This window comes from Variovorax sp. DAIF25 (assembly GCF_050711835.1).
Taxonomy (GTDB): Bacteria; Pseudomonadota; Gammaproteobacteria; order Burkholderiales; family Burkholderiaceae_C; genus Variovorax.
Map to the genome: position 1 here is coordinate 2822379 of NZ_CP136636.1, position 19015 is coordinate 2841393.

22 protein-coding genes and 1 pseudogene are annotated in these 19015 nt (G+C 68.8%); 17 read left to right on the forward strand and 6 right to left on the reverse strand.

The genetic code is table 11. From position 1 onward, the window contains the following. Positions 1-95 precede the first annotated feature (95 nt). From R0232_RS12930 to R0232_RS13000, 15 genes are all read left to right on the forward strand, one after another. The gene (locus R0232_RS12930; protein ID WP_431512344.1) at positions 96-374 is read left to right on the forward strand and encodes a phenol hydroxylase subunit; all 279 of its coding nucleotides are present in this window, start codon (positions 96-98) and stop codon (positions 372-374) included. Between the two features lie 47 nt (positions 375-421). Further along, on the forward strand, positions 422-1417 hold the full coding sequence (locus R0232_RS12935) for an aromatic/alkene monooxygenase hydroxylase subunit beta (RefSeq protein WP_431512345.1): 996 nt from the start codon (positions 422-424) through the stop codon (positions 1415-1417). A 27-nt stretch (positions 1418-1444) separates the two neighbouring features. Further along, positions 1445-1741 (forward strand): MmoB/DmpM family protein, encoded by a 297-nt coding sequence (locus R0232_RS12940; protein WP_431512346.1) that lies wholly within the window; start codon positions 1445-1447, stop codon positions 1739-1741. Between the two features lie 58 nt (positions 1742-1799). Beyond that, a complete protein-coding gene (locus R0232_RS12945; RefSeq protein WP_093342815.1) occupies positions 1800-3395 on the forward strand; it encodes an aromatic/alkene/methane monooxygenase hydroxylase/oxygenase subunit alpha in 1596 nt (531 codons plus the stop codon). Between the two features lie 53 nt (positions 3396-3448). After that, entirely contained in the window at positions 3449-3811 is a 363-nt protein-coding gene (locus R0232_RS12950) for a phenol hydroxylase subunit P4 (protein WP_093342814.1), read from the forward strand. Between the two features lie 28 nt (positions 3812-3839). Continuing rightward, positions 3840-4898 (forward strand): NADH:ubiquinone reductase (Na(+)-transporting) subunit F, encoded by a 1059-nt coding sequence (locus R0232_RS12955; protein WP_431512347.1) that lies wholly within the window; start codon positions 3840-3842, stop codon positions 4896-4898. A gap of 309 nt (positions 4899-5207) precedes the next feature. Further along, complete coding sequence (locus R0232_RS12960; RefSeq protein WP_431512348.1) at positions 5208-5567, forward strand: 2Fe-2S iron-sulfur cluster binding domain-containing protein; 360 nt, start codon at positions 5208-5210, stop codon at positions 5565-5567. Between the two features lie 28 nt (positions 5568-5595). Then, positions 5596-6528: a catechol 2,3-dioxygenase gene (locus R0232_RS12965; RefSeq protein WP_431512349.1), complete on the forward strand. Its 933-nt coding sequence runs from the start codon at positions 5596-5598 to the stop codon at positions 6526-6528. A gap of 10 nt (positions 6529-6538) precedes the next feature. After that, complete coding sequence (locus R0232_RS12970) at positions 6539-7993, forward strand: 2-hydroxymuconic semialdehyde dehydrogenase (RefSeq protein WP_431512350.1); 1455 nt, start codon at positions 6539-6541, stop codon at positions 7991-7993. 10 nt (positions 7994-8003) lie between these two features. Further along, complete coding sequence (locus tag R0232_RS12975) at positions 8004-8828, forward strand: alpha/beta fold hydrolase (RefSeq protein WP_431512351.1); 825 nt, start codon at positions 8004-8006, stop codon at positions 8826-8828. Between the two features lie 29 nt (positions 8829-8857). Next, positions 8858-9640, forward strand: coding sequence for a 2-oxopent-4-enoate hydratase (gene dmpE, locus R0232_RS12980; protein ID WP_431512352.1), 783 nt, complete (start codon positions 8858-8860; stop codon positions 9638-9640). A 13-nt stretch (positions 9641-9653) separates the two neighbouring features. Further along, positions 9654-10577 (forward strand): acetaldehyde dehydrogenase (acetylating), encoded by a 924-nt coding sequence (locus tag R0232_RS12985; RefSeq protein WP_431512353.1) that lies wholly within the window; start codon positions 9654-9656, stop codon positions 10575-10577. A gap of 11 nt (positions 10578-10588) precedes the next feature. After that, positions 10589-11677, forward strand: coding sequence for a 4-hydroxy-2-oxovalerate aldolase (dmpG, locus tag R0232_RS12990; RefSeq protein WP_431512354.1), 1089 nt, complete (start codon positions 10589-10591; stop codon positions 11675-11677). After that, positions 11674-12462: a 2-oxo-3-hexenedioate decarboxylase gene (gene dmpH, locus R0232_RS12995; RefSeq protein ID WP_431512355.1), complete on the forward strand. Its 789-nt coding sequence runs from the start codon at positions 11674-11676 to the stop codon at positions 12460-12462. Before dmpG ends, dmpH begins: the two co-directional genes overlap by 4 nt. 19 nt (positions 12463-12481) lie before the next feature. Next, positions 12482-12673, forward strand: coding sequence for a 2-hydroxymuconate tautomerase (locus R0232_RS13000; RefSeq protein WP_057597602.1), 192 nt, complete (start codon positions 12482-12484; stop codon positions 12671-12673). Between the two features lie 19 nt (positions 12674-12692). On the opposite strand, the pseudogene R0232_RS13005 reads toward R0232_RS13000, so the two are convergent. Next, positions 12693-13595 (reverse strand): annotated as a pseudogene (locus R0232_RS13005) (LysR family transcriptional regulator); the annotation flags it as partial. A gap of 131 nt (positions 13596-13726) precedes the next feature. Here R0232_RS13005 and R0232_RS13010 point away from each other — a divergent pair. Beyond that, the gene (locus R0232_RS13010) at positions 13727-14527 is read left to right on the forward strand and encodes an alpha/beta fold hydrolase (protein WP_431512356.1); all 801 of its coding nucleotides are present in this window, start codon (positions 13727-13729) and stop codon (positions 14525-14527) included. A gap of 270 nt (positions 14528-14797) precedes the next feature. Beyond that, positions 14798-15178 (forward strand): hypothetical protein, encoded by a 381-nt coding sequence (locus tag R0232_RS13015; protein WP_057598380.1) that lies wholly within the window; start codon positions 14798-14800, stop codon positions 15176-15178. Between the two features lie 129 nt (positions 15179-15307). Here R0232_RS13015 and R0232_RS13020 read toward each other — a convergent pair whose 3' ends face one another. The 5 genes from R0232_RS13020 to R0232_RS13040 are packed head-to-tail and all read right to left on the reverse strand — an operon-like array spanning position 15308 to position 19006. Then, positions 15308-16459, reverse strand: coding sequence for an acyl-CoA dehydrogenase family protein (locus R0232_RS13020; protein WP_431512357.1), 1152 nt, complete (start codon positions 16457-16459; stop codon positions 15308-15310). A 19-nt stretch (positions 16460-16478) separates the two neighbouring features. Then, positions 16479-17267 (reverse strand): enoyl-CoA hydratase/isomerase family protein, encoded by a 789-nt coding sequence (locus R0232_RS13025; protein WP_431512358.1) that lies wholly within the window; start codon positions 17265-17267, stop codon positions 16479-16481. 3 nt (positions 17268-17270) lie between these two features. Then, entirely contained in the window at positions 17271-18101 is an 831-nt protein-coding gene (locus R0232_RS13030; RefSeq protein WP_431512359.1) for an SDR family NAD(P)-dependent oxidoreductase, read from the reverse strand. Between the two features lie 32 nt (positions 18102-18133). Then, a complete protein-coding gene (locus R0232_RS13035) occupies positions 18134-18553 on the reverse strand; it encodes a MaoC/PaaZ C-terminal domain-containing protein (protein ID WP_431512360.1) in 420 nt (139 codons plus the stop codon). A 12-nt stretch (positions 18554-18565) separates the two neighbouring features. After that, positions 18566-19006, reverse strand: coding sequence for a MaoC family dehydratase N-terminal domain-containing protein (locus R0232_RS13040; protein ID WP_093342793.1), 441 nt, complete (start codon positions 19004-19006; stop codon positions 18566-18568). Between the last annotated feature and the right edge of the window lie 9 nt (positions 19007-19015).

The following is a 19015-nucleotide window of genomic DNA, read 5'->3' on the forward strand; positions in this document are numbered from 1 at the left end:
TTCAAATCAATCACTTAGCCGTGCTGGCACGCCCGTTGCCCCTATAGGCACGGGCGGCGCCGTTGTCGTCCACCAAGTGATGGATTGAACAAGTGATGCCTTCGATGCCTGCGAGCCACCCCAGCGACAGCGCGGCCCGGATGACCGGCCAGCCCTGTTTCGTGCGCGTGACCGGTACCCGCGACGCCCGCTTCGTCGAGTTCGAGTTCGCCATCGGCGACCCCGAGCTCGCGGTCGAACTGGTGCTGCTGTTCGACCAGTTCCGCGAGTTCTGCGCCCGCCACGAGGTGCGCCACCTGACGACCGAGGAGGGCGCGCGCCTGGACTTCGAGCGCATGAAGTGGCGCTTCGGCGCGCCCGGCATCGAGCACTGACACGCCCACCCACCGTTTTCCCGAAGACAACCCAAGGAGACCCCACCGTGCAAGTCGACATCAAGACCTCGGACATCCGGCCGATCCGCCAGACCTTCTCGCACGTGGCGCGGCGGCTCGGCGACAAGCCGGCCTCGCGCTACCAGGAAGCCACGCTGGACATGCAGCCCACGGCCAACTTCCACTACCGGCCGCTGTGGGATCCGCAGCACGAGCTCTACGACAAGCGCCGCACCGCGATCGTCATGGCCGACTGGTATGCGTTCAAGGACCCGCGCCATTTCTATTACGGCGTCTACACGATGACGCGCGCGCGCCAGCAGGAGGGCGCCGACCGACAGTTCGAGTTCGCCGACAAGCGCCAGCTGCTGGCGCAGGCCGATGCCGGCGTGCGCGAGTCGCTGCAGCAGGTGCTGGTGCCGCTGCGCCACTACGAGTGGGGCGCCAACATGAACCACAGCTACTGCTGCGGCTACGGCTACGGCACCGCGATCACGCAGCCCTTCGTCTTCGCGGCCATGGACCGGCTCGGCATCGCGCAATACCTCTCGCGCATCGGCCTGCAGCTCGACGGCAACTCGGGCCAGGCGCTCGACGCGGGCAAGGAGGCCTGGATGTCGCACCCGGCCTGGCAGGGCGTGCGCCGCACGATGGAGAACCTGTTCGTCACGAAGGACTGGTTCGAGCTGTTCGTGGCGCAGAACCTGGTGTTCGACGGCCTGCTGTACCCGCTGGTCTATCGCCACTACGTGAACGCGCAGGGCGCGGCCACCGGCTATGCGCTGGCGATGCTCACCGAGTTCATGAACGAGTGGTTCGAAGAGAACGCGCGCTGGGTCGATGCCACGCTGAAGACCGCGGCCGACGAGTCGCCGGCCAATGCCCGGAAGCTCGCGACCTGGTACGCCGACTGGCGCGCGCAGATCGCCGAGGCGCTTGCGCCGCTGGCCGCGCTGGCGCTCGGCGCCCAGGGCGCACCGGCGCTGCAGGAACTCGCCACGGCGCTCGACGCCCGCTTCGCGCGCTCGGTGCGCACCGCCTGAATCACCACCGCAAGGAGACCCATCCCCATGACCACCGCCACCGCAGAACTCTCCCGCACGCCGGTCTTCATCGCGCTGCAGATCAGCGAGAGCGCCCGCGCCATCGTCGAGGCCATCGTGGCCGACAACCCCGAGGCAACCGTCAGCGAGTACCCCGCCATGGTCAAGATCGACGCGCCCGGCCGGCTCACGCTGCGCCGCGCCACGGTCGAGTCGCTGCTCGGCCGCCGCTGGGACCTGCAGGAACTGCACCTGAGCCTGATCTCGCTGTCGGGAAGCATCGAGGAGACCGACGACGAGTTCACGCTGCACTGGGGCGCCTGAGCGCGCGCACCCCGACGACCACCGCACCCACAACGACAACGCACAGGACGACAACGCCATGACGACCCCCAACAGCAGCACCGGCAAGCGCCTCGGCCTCAAGGAACGCTACGCCATGATGACCCGCGGCCTCGGCTGGGAGACCAGCTATCAGTCGATGGACGACGTGTTCCCCTTCGACCAGTTCGAGGGCATCAAGATCCACGACTGGGACCAGTGGGAGGACCCGTTCCGCCTCACGATGGATGCCTACTGGAAGTTCCAGGGCGAGAAGGAGAAGAAGCTCTACGCGATCATCGACGCGTTCCAGCAGAACAACGGCCAGTTCAACATCAGCGACCCGCGCTACCTGAACACGCTGAAGCTGTTCCTCACGGGCGTGTCGCCGCTCGAGTACGCAGCGCACCGCGGCTATGCGATGGCCGGGCGGTCGTTTCGCGGCGTGGGCGCGCGCGTGGCCTGCCAGATGCAGTCGATCGACGAGCTGCGCCATGCGCAGACGCAGTTCCACACCATCAGCCACTTCAACAAGTACTTCAACGGCCTGCACGATCCGCAGCACATGCACGACCGCGTGTGGTACCTGTCGGTGCCCAAGAGCTACTTCGAGGACGCGATGAGCGCCGGGCCCTTCGAGTTCGTGACCGCGATCTCGTTCTCGTTCGAGTACGTGCTGACCAACCTGCTGTTCATGCCCTTCATGAGCGGCGCCGCCTACAACGGCGACATGGCCACCGTGACCTTCGGCTTCTCGGCCCAGAGCGACGAGTCGCGCCACATGACGCTGGGCCTGGAGGTGGTGAAGTTCATCCTCGAGCAGGACCCGGGCAACGTGCCGATCGTGCAGAAGTGGGTCGACAAGTGGTTCTGGCGCGGCTATCGGCTGCTGACGCTGGTGTCGATGATGATGGACTACATGCTGCCCAAGCGGGTGATGAGCTGGTCCGAGGCCTGGGAGATGTACTTCGAGAAGAACGGCGGCGCGCTGTTCCAGGACCTCTCGCGCTACGGCATCCGCATGCCCAAGTACCACGAGGTGGCGAGCAAGGAGAAGGGCCGCCTCTCGCACGAGGCCTGGGCCATCTTCAACAACTACGGCCACGCGGCCAACATCAACGTGTGGGCACCGCGCCCCGACGAGATGGAGTGGCTGTCGGCCAAATACCCCGACACCTTCGATGCGCTGTACCGCCCGCGCTTCGAATGGCTGGCCGCGCAGGAGCAGCAGGGCAAGCGCTGGTTCAACAACACGCTGCCGATGCTGTGCCAGACCTGCCAGATCCCGATGGCCTTCACCGAGCCCGACGACCCCACGAAGATCTGCTACCGCGAGAGCAGCTACCACGGCATGAAGTACCACTTCTGCTCCGACGGCTGCAAGGACGTGTTCGACGGCGAGCCCGAGAAGTACGTGCAGGCCTGGCTGCCGGTGCACCAGATCTACCAGGGCAACTGCTTCCCCGAGGGCACCGACCCGACGGTCGAGGGCTTCAACCCGCTCGCGGCGGTGCTCGACTACTACCACATCAACGCGGGCGCGGACAACGGCGAGTTCAACGGCTCTCCGGACCAGGCGAACTGGGATCGGTGGACGGGACAGGACACCTCGACAGAGCGCCGCGCCCCGCCCGAGCAAGAGGCGATCGTCGCTTGAGCCACAAGGCGAAGCCGCGCTGCCGAAGCCGTCATTCATCCAGGAGAAAAAACATGTCCGTCATTGCACTCGCCCCGGGCTACACCGGCACCGTCGCCGATGCCGAGGAGCGCTTCCACGGCAACCGCCTGCTCTACATCGGCTGGGAAGACCACCTGCTGTTCTGTTCGCCCGTGTGCCTGCCGCTGCCCGCGGCCATGCCCTTCGGCGCGCTGCTGTCGCAGGTGCTGCCCGGCGTCTACGGCAGCCATCCCGATTTCGAACAGATCGACTGGACCACGGCCGAGTGGTTCGACTCGGGCAAGCCCTTCGTGCCCGATGCCGCGAAGTCGCTGGCCGACAACGGCCTGGTCCACAAGTCGGCGATCCGCTTCCGCACGCCGGGCCTGCGCGGCATCGAGGGCTCGTGCAGCTGAGGCCGCACACCGAGCAAGGAGCGATGCCATGAGCTTCCAGATCATGATCGAGCCGCTGGGCCAGGGCGTGGCGGCGCGCGACGGCCAGACGGTGCTCGATGCCTGCCTGCGCGCGGGCGTGTGGCTGCCGCACGCCTGCGGCCACGGGGTGTGCGGCACCTGCAAGGTACAGGTGCTCGAGGGCGAGTGCGACCACGGCGAGGCCTCGAACTTCGCGCTGATGGATTTCGAGCGCGACGAAGGCAAGATCCTGGCGTGCTGCGCGATGGCGCAGGCCGACCTGGTGATCGAGGCCGAGATCGACGAGGACCCCGACGCGCGCTTCCTGCCGCTCGAGGACTTCGACGCCGAGGTGGTGGAGGCTCGCATGCTGACGCCCACGATCCGCGGGCTGTGGCTGCGCACGGAACGCGCGGCCTCGTTCCAGGCCGGACAGTACGTGATGCTGCAGGTGCCGGGGGTGGAAGGGGAGCGCGCCTTCTCGATCGCGAATGCGCCAGGCGATGACCTGATCGAGCTGCACATCCGCCGCGTGCCCGGCGGCCGCGCGACGGGCTGGCTGCACGACGAGCTGCAGCCGGGCCAGCGGCTGCGCTTCACGGCCCCCAACGGCCGCTTCTTCGTGCGCAAGTCGGCGCGGCTGCCGATGATCTTCGTGGCCGGCGGCTCGGGGCTGTCGAGCCCGAAGTCGATGGTGCTCGACCTGCTGGCCGAGGGCTGCACCTTGCCGATCACGCTGATCCAGGGGGCGCGCAATGCCGAGGAGCTGTACTACCGCGAGCTGTTCGAGCAGCTGGCCGATGCGCATCCGAACTTCACCTATCTGCCGGTGCTGTCGGACCTGCCCGAAGGCTCGGACTGGGCCGGTGCGCGGGGCTATGCGCACGAAGCGTTGAAGGCGCATTTCGCGAACGACTTCCGGGGGCACAAGGCCTATCTGTGCGGTCCGCCGCCGATGACCGAGGCCTGTATCGCAACGCTGATGCAGGGGCGGCTGTTCGAGCGCGATATCTATACCGAGAAGTTCTTCACGGCGGCGGATGCGGCTTCTGCCGCGCCTCGCAGTCCCCTGTTCAAGGCGCTCTAGATGCCGTGGCTTCGTTTCATCGAGGAGACGTCGGGGCGGGCGCACGCCGACGGGGTACTCCCCTCCGCGAATGTCCCCCGCCTTCGGCTCCTCCTTGATTTCGCTGCGGGGAGTACCCCATCGACGTGCGCCTGGACGCGCCGGTTGTTGAACCGCCCGCACCACCGCAACGCCCACGTGCACAGGGCAGTGGGTGCTTCCCGCAGCGAAATCAAGGAGGAGGCCGAAGGCCGGGGGACATTCGCGGAGGGAAGTACCCGCTGTCCTGTGCACGCGCCCCGGCCTACCTCAAAAGAACAAGGACGAAAGATGGCAAATCCAGCGAGCTTCTCCGTAGCCATAGGCAACACCGGCGAACGCTACCCCTGCAAACCCGACCAGACCCTGCTCGGCGGCATGGAGCAACTGGGCCGCAAAGGCATCCCCGTCGGCTGCCGAGGCGGCGGCTGCGGCGTCTGCAAGGTCCGCATCGAATCGGGCCACGTGCGCCACGACCGCATGAGCCGCTGCCACGTCAGCGCCGCGGAAGAAGCCCAGGGCTACGTGCTCGCCTGCAGGGCCTATCCGCAAAGCGACCTCGCCTTGCGCGCCGTCGACAAGTTGGCCCGCTGCATCGAGCGGCATGCGGCAACGGCAACGGCTTCCAGAAATTCCAGTTCCCCCACCTGAAATCTTTTCAACCACCAAGGAGACTCTCATGGCAATCACCGGCGTCATCCGTCCCGGACACGTGCAACTGCGCGTGCTCGACATCGAGGCCGCGCTCAAGCACTACCGCGACGTGCTGGGCCTGATCGAAACCGCTCGCGACCCGCAGGGCCGCATCTACCTCAAGGCCTGGGACGAGCACGATCACCACAGCGTGGTGCTGCGCGAGGCCGACGAGGCCGGCATGGACTTCATGGGCTTTCGCGTCGACTCGCCCGCCACGCTCGAGAAGCTCGCGGCCGACGTCAAGGCCAGCGGCCTCGCGACCGAGCCGCAGTGGATCGAGGCCGGCGAGCACCTGCGCACCGGCCGGCGCTTCCGCTTCACCGTGCCCACCGGCCATGCGATCGAATTGTTCGCCGAGAAGGAGAAGGTCGGCAACGGCATGTCCTACGAGAACCCCGAGGTCTATCCCGACGATCTCAAGGGCATGGCGCCCTCGCGCTTCGACCATTGCCTGCTGTACGGCGACGACCTCGACGGCACCATGAAGCTGTTCATCGACGTGCTGGGCTTCCAGCTCGCCGAGAGCGTGGTGGCCGGTCCCGAGCGCATGTACATCGCGGCCTTCCTGACCTGCTCGACCAAGCCGCACGACATCGCCTTCATCCGCCATGCCGAGAAGAACAAGTTCCATCACGCCTCCTTCCTGCTCGACAACTGGGGCGAGGTGCTGAAGGCGGCCGACATCATCTCGAAGAAGCGCGTGTCGCTCGACATCGGTCCCACGCGCCACGGCATCACGCGCGGCGAGACCATCTATTTCTTCGACCCGAGCGGCAACCGCAACGAGGTGTTCTCGGGCGGCTACATCTACTACCCCGACAAGCCGCCGCTGGTGTGGACCGACGACGAGCTCGGGCGCGCGATCTTCTATCACGACCGCAAGCTCAACGAGAACTTCCTGAGCGTGCTGACCTGAGGAGCGGGCGATGAAGCAGTTCATGAACTTCATCGGCGGTGAGTTCGTCGCCGGCGCGAAGACCTTCGAGAACCGGGCGCCGGTCGACAACCGCCTGATCGGCCTGGTGCACGAAGCCGGCGCGGCCGAGGTCGATGCTGCCGTGCGCGCGGCCCGCGCCGCGCTCGACGGCGAGTGGGGCCGCATGAGCGTCGCGCGCCGCGTCGAGCTGCTGCATGCGGTGGCCGACGAGATCAACCGGCGCTTCGACGACTTCCTCGCCGCCGAGATGGCCGACACCGGCAAGCCGCATGCGCTGGCCTCGCATGTCGACATCCCGCGCGGCGCGGCCAACTTCAAGGTGTTCGCCGACATCGTGAAGAACGTGCCCACCGAGAGCTTCGAGATGGCCACGCCCGACGGTGGCCAGGCGCTCAACTATGCCGTGCGCTCGCCGCTGGGCGTCATCGGCGTCGTCTGCCCCTGGAACCTGCCGCTGCTCCTGATGACCTGGAAGGTCGGCCCCGCGCTGGCCTGCGGCAACACCGTCGTCGTCAAGCCCTCGGAGGAAACGCCCGCCACCGCCACCCTGCTCGGCGAAGTGATGAACGCCGTCGGCATTCCGCCGGGCGTCTACAACGTGGTGCACGGCTTCGGACCCGAATCTGCCGGCGAATTCCTGACCCGGCATCCGGGCGTGAACGGCATCACCTTCACCGGCGAGACCCGCACCGGCGAGGCCATCATGGCCGCGGCCGCCAAGGGCGTGCGGCCCGTGTCCTTCGAGCTCGGCGGCAAGAACGCCGGCATCGTGTTCGCCGATGCCGACTTCGACAAGGCCGTGGCCGGCATCACGCGCTCGGCCTTCGAGAACTGCGGCCAGGTCTGCCTCGGCACCGAGCGGGTCTATGTGCAGCGGCCGATCTTCGACAGGTTCGTCGCGGCGCTCAAGGCCAAGGCGGAGGCGTTGAAGCCAGGTCCTTCGGAAGAGCCCGGCGTCGGCCTCGGCCCGCTGATCTCGCGCGAGCACCAGCGCAAGGTGCTGTCGTACTACGAGAAGGCCGTGCAGGAGGGCGCCACCGTCGTCACGGGCGGCGGCGTGCCGGCCATGAAGGGTGCGCTGGCCGAGGGCAACTGGGTGCAGCCGACCATCTGGACCGGCTTGCCCGAAACGGCCGCCGTGATCCGCGAGGAGATCTTCGGCCCCTGCTGCCACATCGCGCCCTTCGACACCGAGGAGGAGGCGATCGCGCTCGCCAACGCCACCGACTACGGCCTCGCCACCACCGTGTGGACCGAGAACCTCGGCCGCGCGCACCGCGTCGCCAAGCGTGTCGAGGTCGGCATCTGCTGGGTCAACAGCTGGTTCCTGCGCGACCTGCGCACCGCCTTCGGCGGCGCCAAGGCCTCGGGCATCGGCCGCGAGGGTGGCGTGCATTCGCTGGAGTTCTACACCGAGCTCCGCAACGTCTGCATCAAACTCTGAGGACACGGCAGTGACCGATCCCGAGATCGCCCACAGCGTGCGCACCGGCGGCTTCGCCACCAACGTGCACGACCTGGGGCAGGGCGCGCCCGTGCTGCTGATCCACGGCTCGGGCCCGGGCGTCAGCGCCTGGGCCAACTGGCGGCTCGTGCTGCCGGTGCTGGCCGCGAGCCGGCGCGCGATCGCGCCCGACATGGCCGGCTTCGGCTTCACCGAGCGCGTACCGGGCGCGCGTTACGACATGGACGGCTGGGTGCGCCAGGCGCTCGACCTGCTCGATGCGCTCGACATCGAACGCACCGACCTGATCGGCAATTCCTTCGGCGGCGCGCTCGCGCTGGCGCTGGCCATCCGCGCGCCGCACCGGGTGCGCCGGCTGGTGCTGATGGGCAGCGTGGGCGTGCCCTTCGCGATCACGCCGGGCCTCGATGCCGTCTGGGGCTACACGCCCTCGTTCGAGAACATGCGCCGCATCATGGACGTGTTCGCCTTCGACCGCACGCTGGTCAGCGACGAACTTGCGCAGCTGCGCTACGAGGCCAGCATCCGGCCCGGCTTCCAGGAGTCCTTCGGCGCGATGTTCCCGGCGCCGCGCCAGCGCTGGGTCGATGCGCTCGCCAGTCCCGAGGCCGACATCCGCGCGCTGCCGCATCCCACGTTGCTGATCCACGGCCGCGAGGACCGCGTGATCCCGCTCGCCACCTCGCTGACCTTGTCCCAGTGGATCGCCGACAGCCAGCTGCACGTGTTCGGCCGCTGCGGCCACTGGACCCAGATCGAGCATGCCGCGCGCTTCGCGCGGCTGGTCGGCGACTTCCTGGCCGAGGCCGACTGATTTCTTCCATCCCAACGCAAAGAGAGACCATGGACCCCACACTGATCCAGCAGCTCGGCGACGAGCTCTACGAGGCGCTGCGCGCGCGCGGCGTCGTCGATCCGCTCACCAGCCGCCACGAGGGCATCACCGTGGCCGATGCCTACGGCGTGCAGCAGCGCATGATCGCGCGCCGCCTCGAGGCCGGCGAGCGCATCGTCGGCAAGAAGATCGGCGTGACCTCGCGCGCCGTGATGAACATGCTCGGCGTGTTCCAGCCCGACTTCGGCTACCTGCTCGACGGCATGATCGTCGGCGAGGGCGAGTCGATCGACAGCACCACGCTGATCCAGCCCAAGACCGAGGGCGAGATCGCCTTCATCCTCAAGCGCGACCTGATGGGCCCGGGCATCGGCAATGCCGACGTGCTGGCCGCCACCGAATGCGTGATGCCCTGCTTCGAGATCGTCGACTCGCGCATCCGCGACTGGAAGATCAGGATCGCCGACACCGTGGCCGACAACGCCTCCTGCGGCGTGTTCGTGCTCGGCGACAGCGCGGTCGATCCGCGCCGCGTCGACCTCTCGACCTGCGGCATGGTGCTCGAGAAGAACGGCGAGATCATCGCCACCGGCGCGGGCGCCGCCGCGCTCGGCTCGCCGGTCAATGCGGTCGCGTGGCTGGCCAACACCCTCGGCGCGCTCGGCATCGGCCTCAAGGCCGGCGAGGTGATCCTCTCGGGCGCGCTCGCCGCCATGTTCCCGGCCCAGGCCGGCGACAACTTCCGCGTCTCCATCGGCGGCCTCGGCGGCTGCTCGGTGCGCTTCCATTGACGGAGAAAAACCCATGACGAACAAGATCAAGTGCGCGCTGATCGGCCCGGGCAACATCGGCACCGACCTGCTCGCGAAGCTGCAGCGCAGCCCGGTGCTCGAGCCCGTGTGGATGGTGGGCATCGACCCCGGGTCCGATGGCCTGAAGCGCGCCCGCGAGATGGGCCTGAAGACCACCGCCGAGGGCGTGGACGGCCTGCTGCCGCACGTGAAGGCCGACGGCGTGCGGATCGCCTTCGATGCCACCAGCGCCTACGTGCATGCCGAGAACAGCGCCAAGCTCAATGCGCTCGGCGTACTGATGATCGACCTCACGCCCGCGGCCATCGGCCCGTTCTGCGTGCCGCCGGTGAATCTGCAGGCGCTGATGGCCGATGCCGGCGAACGGCCCGCCAACGTCAACATGGTCACCTGCGGCGGCCAGGCCACCATCCCGATGGTGGCGGCGGTGTCGCGCGTGCAGCCCGTGGCCTACGGCGAGATCGTGGCCACGGTGGCCAGCCGCTCGGTCGGCCCGGGCACGCGCAAGAACATCGACGAGTTCACCCGCACCACGGCCGGCGCGGTCGAGCGCGTGGGCGGCGCCGCGAAGGGCAAGGCGATCATCATCGTCAACCCCGCCGAGCCGCCGCTGATCATGCGCGACACGGTGCACTGCCTGACCGAGGACACGCCCGACGAGGCGCGCATCACCGCCTCGGTGCACGCCATGATCGCCGAGGTCCGGCGCTACGTGCCGGGCTACAAGCTGGTCAACGGGCCGGTGTTCGACGGCAAGCGCGTGTCGATCTACCTCGAGGTCGAGGGCCTGGGCGACTACCTGCCCAAGTACGCCGGCAACCTCGACATCATGACCGCCGCCGCGGCGCGCACGGCGGAGATGTTCGCCGAGGCGATGCTCTCCGGCGCCCCGCAACCCGAAGCCGTCGCGGCATAGGAGCACCCCCCATGAACACCAACACCCTCAAGGGCCGCCGCGTCACCGTGCACGACATGACCCTGCGCGACGGCATGCATCCCAAGCGCCACCTGATGACGCTCGAACAGATGAAGCACATCGCCACCGGCCTCGACGAGGCGGGCGTGCCGCTGATCGAGGTCACGCATGGCGACGGCCTGGGCGGCAGCTCGGTCAACTACGGCTTTCCGGCCCACTCCGACGAGGAGTACCTCGGCACCGTGATTCCGCTGATGAAGCGCGCCAAGGTCTCGGCGCTGCTGATCCCGGGCATCGGCACCGTCGACCACCTGCGCATGGCGCACGGCCTGGGCGTGCACACGGTGCGCGTGGCCACGCACTGCACCGAGGCCGACGTGTCGGAGCAGCACATCGCGATGGCGCGCAAGCTCGGCCTCGACACGGTTGGCTTCCTCATGATGGCCCACATGGCCTCGCCCGAGCTGCTGGTGCGCCAGGCGCTGCTGATGGAAGGCTATGGCGCCAACTGCATCTACGTGACCGACTCGGCCGGCCACATGCTGCCCGAGGACGTGAAGGCGCGGCTGGGCGCGGTGCGCGCGGCATTGAAGCCCGACACCGAGCTGGGCTTCCATGGCCACCACAACCTCGCGATGGGCATCGCCAACTCGATCGCCGCGGTGGAGGCGGGCGCGAACCGCATCGATGCCGCCGCCGCGGGGCTGGGCGCGGGCGCGGGCAACACGCCGATGGAGGTGTTCGTCGCGGTCTGCGACCGCATGGGCATCGAGACCGGCGTCGACGTGTTCGGCATCCAGGACGTGGCCGAGGACCGCGTCGTGCCGATCATGGACCACATGATCCGCGTCGACCGCGACTCGCTGACGCTGGGCTATGCGGGCGTGTACTCGAGTTTCCTGCTGTTCGCCAAGCGCGCCGAGAAGAAATACGGCGTGCCGGCGCGCGAGATCCTGGTCGAGCTGGGCCGGCGCGGCATGGTCGGCGGGCAGGAGGACATGATCGAGGACACGGCGATCACGCTGGCGCGCGAGCGCCGGGCGCCGGTGCCGGTGCCGGTGCCGGTGGCCGCCGAGGTCGTGCAGGAGGTGGCGGCATGAAGCTCGATGCGAAGACCATCGCCGCGCTCGCCGAGCACCTCGAGACCTGCGAGCTCGAGGCGCGCGACACGCCCAAGATCACCGACGAATACCCGCAGATGGACTGGGACGACGCCTATGCGATCCAGGACGAGATCCGCCGCCGCAAGACGTCGCGCGGCCTGCGCATCGTCGGCCTCAAGGCCGGCCTGACCTCGCACGCCAAAATGAAGCAGATGGGCGTGACCACGCCGGTCTTCGGCTTCATGGCCGAGAACTACGCCGTGCCCGAGGGCGGCGAGTGCCGGGTGAGCGAGCTGATCCATCCGAAGGTCGAGCCCGAGATCGCCTTCGTGACGAAGCGCGCGCTCAGGGGCCCGGGCTGCCACATCGGTGCGGTGCTCGCGGCCACCGACTTCGTGCTGCCGGGCATCGAGGTGATCGACAGCCGCTACCGCGACTTCAAGTTCGACCTCAAGAGCGTGGTGGCCGACAACACCTCGGCCTCGCGCTTCGCGGTCGGCGGCCGGGCCGTGCCCGCGAGCGAGGTCGACCTGCGCACCACGGGCATCGTGCTCGAGAAGAACGGCCAGCCCGTGGCCTTCGGCGCCGGCGCGGCGGTGCTCGGCCATCCGGCCGCGGCCATCGCGATGCTGGCCAACCACCTGGGCGCGCGCGGCGAGGAGATTCCTGCCGGCACGCTGATCCTGTCGGGCGGCATCACCGAGGCGGTGGCCGTGCAGGCGGGCGACGCGGTCACGCTCAAGGTGCAGGGCATGGGCAGCGTCGGGCTGCGCTTCGTCTGAACACGGAAGGAGCCGGACCATGCCGTTTGCACAGATCTACCTGATCGAAGGCCGCACCGAGGACCAGAAGCGCGCGCTCATCGAGAAGGTCACGGCCGCCATCGTCGAGGCCGTCAACGCGCCGAAGGAGAACGTGCGCGTGTGGCTGCACGACGTGCCGAAGGAGAACTGGGGGATCGCCGGGGTTTCGGCGAAGGACCTGGGCCGCTAGCAGCCTCGTCGTTGCCGGCGAGGGCACGGCGCAGCGCCGGCGCCTCGGCCTCGATGTGGGCCCAGAGCCGGCTCGCGACCGGCCCCGGCGAGCGGTCGCGCCGGCGCGCCGCCACCAGCTCCTCGACGCTGCCGGGCAGGTGGCGGCCCGCGATGGAGCGCAGCCGGCCGTCGCGCAGTTCCTCTTCGATCAGGAAGCGCGGCATGTGGCCCCAGCCCAGGCCCAGCAGGATCACCTCCTTCTTCATGAGCTGGTCGGCCACGGTGCACTGGTGCGCGCCCTCGATCAGGAAGTGGTCTTGGGGCGGCGTGTGGCGCGCGGTGTCGCGCATCACGCACTGGGTGTAGGCGCGCATGCGCTCGGGCCCCGGCGCGCGCGGCAGCGGCTGGGCCAGCAGGGCCGGCGCCACCACGGGCACGAAGGGCACCTTGCACAGGTCGATCCATTCGAGCCGCGGATCGCGCTTGTCGATGCCGTGCAGGATCAGGTCGGCCTCGCCGTCGAACAGCCGCTCGGCCGGACCGGCCACCGCCTCGAAGTACAGCGCGAGCCGCGTGCCCGGGCACTGCGCGAAGAAGCGCGCCAGCATCGCCAACACCTGCGGCCGCGGGCACAGGTCGCCGATCACCACGCGCAGCTCGCTTTCCTCGCCCACCGCGAGCTGGCGCGCATGGCCGCGCAGGCCCTCGAGCTCGCGCAGCAGCGACTGCGCGCGCGCATGGAAGGAGCGCCCGGCCTCGGTGGGCTGCACGCGGTAGCCGCCACGGTCGAGCAGCACCAGGCCCAGTTGCCGCTCTAGCTTGGCCACGGCCGCGAACACCGCCGGGTGCGAACGATGCAACTGCGTGGCGGCGGCCTGGAAGCCGCCCGCGCGCACCACCGCGTCGAAGCATTGGAGGTCGTGCAGGGTGAATTCGCTCATGTTCGATTTGCTGACAAGGATTGATCGAACTTTGTAATTTCTTTCGCCAAGGGGCGCAACTACGATTTGTGCCACGGTGATCGCCGTTGCAGGGGCCCGAGGCTCCGAAGCCATGCCAAGGAAAGCACGCCATGAGCCACTTCACCCACACCACCACCGCCGGCGACGGCGCCCGCATCGCCTACCGCTTCGATGGCGATGCCGGCAAGCCCGTGCTGCTGCTGTCGAACTCCATCGGCACCACGCTCTCGATGTGGGACGGCGAGGTCGAGGCGCTGGGCCGGCATTTCCACGTGCTGCGCTACGACACGCGCGGCCATGGCGGCTCGGGCGTCACGCCGGGCGCCTATTCGATGGACCGGCTCGGCCGCGACGCGATCGAGCTGCTCGACGCGCTGAAGATCGAGCGCGCGCATTTCCTCGGCCTCTCGCTCGGCGGCTTCATCGGCCAGTGGCTGGGCGTGCATGCGCCCGAGCGCATCGATCGGCTGGTGCTGGCCAACACCTCCTCGTGGCTCGGCCCGGCCAGCGTGTTCGACGAGCGCATCGTCGGCGTGCTCGCCGCCCCCGACATGAAGGAGACGGCCGAGGGCTTCCTGCGCAACTGGTTCCCCGAGCGGCTGCTGACCGAGAACGGCCCGGTGGTGCAGGCCTTGCGCCAGGTGCTGCTCGAGATCGACCCGCAGGGCCTGGCCGGCGCGCTCGCCGCCGTGCGCGACGCCGACCTGCGCCGGCCCATCGCGCTGATCGAGCGGCCCACGCTGGTGATCGCGGGCGAGTTCGACCCGGTCACGGCCGCGAGCCATGGCGAGCTGATCGCGGCCACCGTGCCGGGCGCGCGGCTGCTGACCTTGCCCGCGGTGCACCTGTCGAACGTGGAGTTTCCGAAGGAGTTCGTGGGCGCGGTGGTCGATTTCCTCGAGGACCGATGAAGAGGAGGCAGGAGGGGGCAGGCGGGGCGCGGGCGATCGATTGTTTCCTTCCCGTGAACGCCGCGGTTCCATTTGCCTAGGGTTTTTACCTAGGTTCGAGGCGCACAATTCATCTCACGGACCAGCCGCAGACTCCAAGACAAGCAGAAGGCAGCGACTGATCTGGGTGAACAGGCACTGACGAGGTGGCCGCCCCCGAAGGGACGGCGCCCCACCAAGACCGGTTCGAATCATCCAAAGTCAAGTCACAAGAATTGAAGGAATACTCAAATGAACGCCTCGAAGCTCCTCTCCGCCGTTGCCCTCTCCCTGCTGGCCGCTGCCGGTGCAGCCCATGCAGAAACCTATGAGGGTGTGCATCCCCTGACCTCGGCCGCCAGCCGCGCCGAAGTCGCCGGCCAAGCCGTCATCGCCGCTCGCAGCGCCGATCCCTATGCCGAAGGCGCCAACGCCGGCCCGGCCCAGGTGATCGTGTCGCAGACCAGCCGTGCTGCCGTGCGTGCCGAAGCCGTTGCCGCCGCACACAGCGACAACCCCTACGCCGAAGGCGCTTCGTCGGGCGTGGCCCCGCTGGTCGCCAGCACCGTGGACCGCAATGCCGTGCGCGCACAAGCCCGCGCTGCTGCCCGCGGCGACTCGCTGCCGCTGTAATCGGCGCATAGACCCAGGTCGCATCGCGGGGTCAGCCCCGCGTGAGGCCCGCGGTTCAGCCAACAAGAAGCCGGCCCTTGCGAAAGCAGGGGCCGGTTTTTCATTGGAGGCGCCCGCGCGCCGTGCGATTCACGCGCCCAGCTTGCGCGCGATCAGGTCCTTCATGATCTCGCTGGTGCCGCCGTAGATGCGCTGCACGCGCGCATCCGCATACATGCGCGCGATCGGGTACTCGACCATGTAGCCGTAGCCGCCGAACAGCTGCAGGCACTCGTCGGTCACCTTGCCCTGCTGCTCGGTGCACCACAGCTTGGCCATGTAGGCGGCCTCCTGGTCGAGGGTGCCGTCGACCAGGCGCTGGATGCAGTCGTTGACGAAGCTGCGCACCACGTGCGCGATGGTGGCGCACTCGGCGAGCTTGAAGCGCGTGTTCTGGAAATCGAACACGCTGTGGCCGAAGGCCTTGCGCTGCTGCGTGTATTCCACCGTCAGTTCCACCGCGCGCTCGATCACCGCTGCGGCCGGCACGCACAGGAACAACCGCTCGTACGAGAGCTGGCTCATGAGCTGGATGAAGCCGTCGCCTTCCTTGCCGCCGAGCAGATGGTCGGCCGGCACGCGCACGCCGTCGAAGAAGATCTCGGCCGTGTCCGACGCATGCTGGCCCAGCTTCTCGAGCCGCCGTCCCACGCGAAAGCCCGGCAGGTTTTCGGTCTCGAGCACGACCAGCGACACGCCGCGGCTGCCCGCCTCGCAGGTGCGCACCGCTACCACCAGCAGGTTGCCCGAGAAGCCGTTGGTGATGAAGGTCTTGGCGCCGTCGATCACGTAGTGCTCGCCTTCGCGCCGCGCGCGGGTGCGCAGCGCCTTGAGGTCCGAGCCGCAGCCGGGCTCGGTGAGCGCGATGCCGGCCAGCAGCTCGCCGCTCGCGAGCCGCGGCAGCCAGCGCTGCTTCTGCGCCTCGGTGCCGTAATCGAGGATGTAGTGCGCGGCGAGGTTGTGCACGCCGGTGTTGGCGGGGAACTCGGCCTTCGCCAGTTCGTCCTGCACCACCATCTGGTAGGCGAGCGAGGCACCGGCGCCGCCGTAGGCCTCGTCGATCTCGGGCAGCAGGAAGCCCATTTGGCCGAACGGGCGCCAGACCTCGCGCGGAATGAAGCCCTGGCGGCGCCAGCCTTCCAGTTGCGGCGAGAGCTCGGCCGCGATGTAGCGGCGCACCTGTTCGCGAAAGGCATCGATGTCTTCGTCCATCCAGCGATGGCGCAGCAGTTGGGGCAGCATGGTTCTTTCGGGTGTTCGTTCAGGCCCTGGCGCGCGCGAGGAAGCGCGCGCAGGCGTCGTTGAAGAATTCGCCGGCCACGTGCCGGCGCTGGGCCTCGCATTCGCCGGCCAGTTGCTCGGCCAGCGTGCGGTCGGTGGCCGCGTCGATCAGCTGGCGCGTGTCGCGCAGTGCCGCGGCCGATGCGTTGCCCAGCCGCCGGGCCAGCGCATGCGCCTCGTCGAGCAGGTCGGCATCGTCGACGCAGCGCCAGATCAGCCCCCATTGCTCGGCCCGCGCCGCATCGATGCGTTCGCCGAGCAGCGCGATGCCGAGCGCCCGGCTGCGCCCGACCAGCCGCGGCAGCGACCAGGTCGCGCCCAGGTCGGGCACCGCCCCGAGCTGCGCCACCTGCGGCACGAGGAAGTAGGCCGAGCGCGCCGCGATCACGACGTCGGCCGCCAGCGCGATGCCGACGCCCGCGCCCACGCAGGGCCCGTTGACGGCCACCACCACCGGCACCGCGCTGTCGGCGATGGCCTGCGCGATGGGGTTGCCCACCTGTTCCATGCCGCGGCCGATCTGCTCCTGCGCATGCTGCGGACCACCGGCCAGCACGTCGCCGAAGTAGCCGATGTCGCCGCCGCCCGAGAAGGCGCGGCCCGCGCCGGTCAGCACGATGGCACGCACCTGCGCGTCGACCTGGCAGGCGCGCAGCGCCGCCAGCAGCGCGTCGAGCAGCGGCGGGCCCAGCGCGTTGAGGGCCTCGGCCCGGTCGAGCACCAGGGTCGCGATGCCTTCGCGCACCTCGCTGCGCACAGCGGCAGCCATCGCTCAGAACCCCGTGAGGCCGCCGCTGCACACCAGCGTCTGGCCGCTCACGTAGTCCGATTCCGGAATGCACAGCAGGTACACCGCGCCGGCCGCTTCCTCGGGCGTGCCGCCGCGGCCCAGCGGAATGCCGCGCTCCATCGCGGCCATCAGGTCGGGGTTGACGCCCACCTTGATGTCGCGGCCGTCGATATGCGCCGTGCCGCCCTCGGCCGCATTGCCGGTCAGCCGGGTCTTGATCAGGCCGTAGGCCACGCAGTTGACGGTGACGTTCATGCGGCCCCATTCCTTGGCCAGCGTCTGCGTCATGCCGACGATGCCGGCCTTGCCCGCCGCGTAGTTGGTCTGGCCCGGGTTGCCGAACAGGCCCGCCATCGACGAGATGTTGACCACCTTGCGCATCACGCGCTGCCCGGCCTCGGTCTCGGCCTTGCCGAGCGCGCGGATCACCGGCTGCGCGGCGCGCAGGATGCGGAACGGCGCCGTCAGGTGGCAGTCGATCATCGCGTACCACTGCTCGTCGGTCATCTTCTGGATCACGTTGTCCCAGGTGTAGCCGGCGTTGTTGATGACGATGTCCAGGCCCTTGAATTCGCTCACCGCCGTGCCGACGAAGCGCTCGGCGAAGTCGGGCGCCGTCACGTTGCCCACGCAGGCCACGGCCTGGCCGCCAGCCTCGCGGATGGCCTGCACGGCCTCCTGCGCGGGTTCGGCGTCGAGGTCGTTGACGACGATGCGCGCGCCTTCGCTGGCGAGCTTGAGCGCGATCGAGCGGCCGATGCCGCGGCCCGAGCCGGTGATGAGGGCGACCTTGCCTTCGAGTTTGCGTGTCATGGTGTTCTCTTTTCTTTGCGGGGGATGGGATGTCAGGGCAGGGCGACGAAGGCTTCGCCGACGATCCTGGTCTGGCCGAACTGGTTGGTGCTCTGCAGCTCGATGCGCACGCCGCGTTCGCCGTTGCGCTCGGTCTTCTCGGCGATGCGGCCGCTGCAGCGCATGGCGTTGCCCAGGTGCGTGATGCCCTGGAAGCGCGCCTCGAAGTGGCGCAGCCGGCTCTGCGGCGCCCACTGCGTGAGCACGCGGCCGAGCCAGGCCATGCCCAGCATGCCCTGCGCGAACACGTCGGGCATGCCCGAGCGGCGCGCCATGTCGGTGTCGATGTGGATCGGGTTGTGGTCGCCCGAGGCGCCCGCGAACAGCGCGAGCGTGGTGCGGTTCACGGCCGGCAGCTGCACGGCGGGCAGCGCGTCGCCGACCTGCACGGTGTCGAAGGTGGGGGAGGTCATGGGCGTGTTCCTTCAGTTGCGGCAGACGATGACGGTGCGCAGTTCGGCCACCAGTTCGTTGCGCTGGTTGGTGGCGCGCGAGGTCTTCACCACGAACTCGAGCGCGCCGTTCTTCTTGTCGTAGATGTCGCCGATGGTGGAGCGCACCGTCACGGTGTCGCCCACGCAGGCGGGGCGGTGGTAGCTGAAGCTCTGCTCGCCATGCAGCAGCTTGGCCAGCGGAATCTGCAGGTCGGCCAGCAGCCGGTCGGACGCACCCGAGTCGAGTTCGGCCGCGAACAGGAAGGTGGGCGGTGCCGGCAGGTCGGGGTAGCCGGCATCGCGCGCGGCGGCGGCGTCGGTGTAGACCGGGTCGGTCTCGCCGATCGCCTTGGCGAAGAACTGCAGCCGGCTGCGCTCGATCGGCAGCACCGAGGCCGGCAGCTCGTGGCCGATCCATTTCTTGTCGATCATGGGAAGGTC

Excerpts from the sequence above, each read along its gene's own strand:
- R0232_RS12930 (WP_431512344.1), top strand. The coding sequence starts at position 96 with ATGCCTTCGATGCCTGCGAGCCACCCCAGCGACAGCGCGGCCCGGATG.
- R0232_RS12940 (WP_431512346.1), top strand. The coding sequence starts at position 1,445 with ATGACCACCGCCACCGCAGAACTCTCCCGCACGCCGGTCTTCATCGCG.
- R0232_RS12945 (WP_093342815.1), top strand. The coding sequence starts at position 1,800 with ATGACGACCCCCAACAGCAGCACCGGCAAGCGCCTCGGCCTCAAGGAA.
- R0232_RS12950 (WP_093342814.1), top strand. The coding sequence starts at position 3,449 with ATGTCCGTCATTGCACTCGCCCCGGGCTACACCGGCACCGTCGCCGAT.
- R0232_RS12955 (WP_431512347.1), top strand. The coding sequence starts at position 3,840 with ATGAGCTTCCAGATCATGATCGAGCCGCTGGGCCAGGGCGTGGCGGCG.
- R0232_RS12960 (WP_431512348.1), top strand. The coding sequence starts at position 5,208 with ATGGCAAATCCAGCGAGCTTCTCCGTAGCCATAGGCAACACCGGCGAA.
- R0232_RS12965 (WP_431512349.1), top strand. The coding sequence starts at position 5,596 with ATGGCAATCACCGGCGTCATCCGTCCCGGACACGTGCAACTGCGCGTG.
- R0232_RS12970 (WP_431512350.1), top strand. The coding sequence starts at position 6,539 with ATGAAGCAGTTCATGAACTTCATCGGCGGTGAGTTCGTCGCCGGCGCG.
- dmpE (WP_431512352.1), top strand. The coding sequence starts at position 8,858 with ATGGACCCCACACTGATCCAGCAGCTCGGCGACGAGCTCTACGAGGCG.
- R0232_RS12985 (WP_431512353.1), top strand. The coding sequence starts at position 9,654 with ATGACGAACAAGATCAAGTGCGCGCTGATCGGCCCGGGCAACATCGGC.
- dmpG (WP_431512354.1), top strand. The coding sequence starts at position 10,589 with ATGAACACCAACACCCTCAAGGGCCGCCGCGTCACCGTGCACGACATG.
- dmpH (WP_431512355.1), top strand. The coding sequence starts at position 11,674 with ATGAAGCTCGATGCGAAGACCATCGCCGCGCTCGCCGAGCACCTCGAG.
- R0232_RS13000 (WP_057597602.1), top strand. The coding sequence starts at position 12,482 with ATGCCGTTTGCACAGATCTACCTGATCGAAGGCCGCACCGAGGACCAG.
- R0232_RS13010 (WP_431512356.1), top strand. The coding sequence starts at position 13,727 with ATGAGCCACTTCACCCACACCACCACCGCCGGCGACGGCGCCCGCATC.
- R0232_RS13015 (WP_057598380.1), top strand. The coding sequence starts at position 14,798 with ATGAACGCCTCGAAGCTCCTCTCCGCCGTTGCCCTCTCCCTGCTGGCC.
- R0232_RS13020 (WP_431512357.1), bottom strand. The coding sequence starts at position 16,459 with ATGCTGCCCCAACTGCTGCGCCATCGCTGGATGGACGAAGACATCGAT.
- R0232_RS13025 (WP_431512358.1), bottom strand. The coding sequence starts at position 17,267 with ATGGCTGCCGCTGTGCGCAGCGAGGTGCGCGAAGGCATCGCGACCCTG.
- R0232_RS13030 (WP_431512359.1), bottom strand. The coding sequence starts at position 18,101 with ATGACACGCAAACTCGAAGGCAAGGTCGCCCTCATCACCGGCTCGGGC.
- R0232_RS13035 (WP_431512360.1), bottom strand. The coding sequence starts at position 18,553 with ATGACCTCCCCCACCTTCGACACCGTGCAGGTCGGCGACGCGCTGCCC.
- R0232_RS13040 (WP_093342793.1), bottom strand. The coding sequence starts at position 19,006 with ATGATCGACAAGAAATGGATCGGCCACGAGCTGCCGGCCTCGGTGCTG.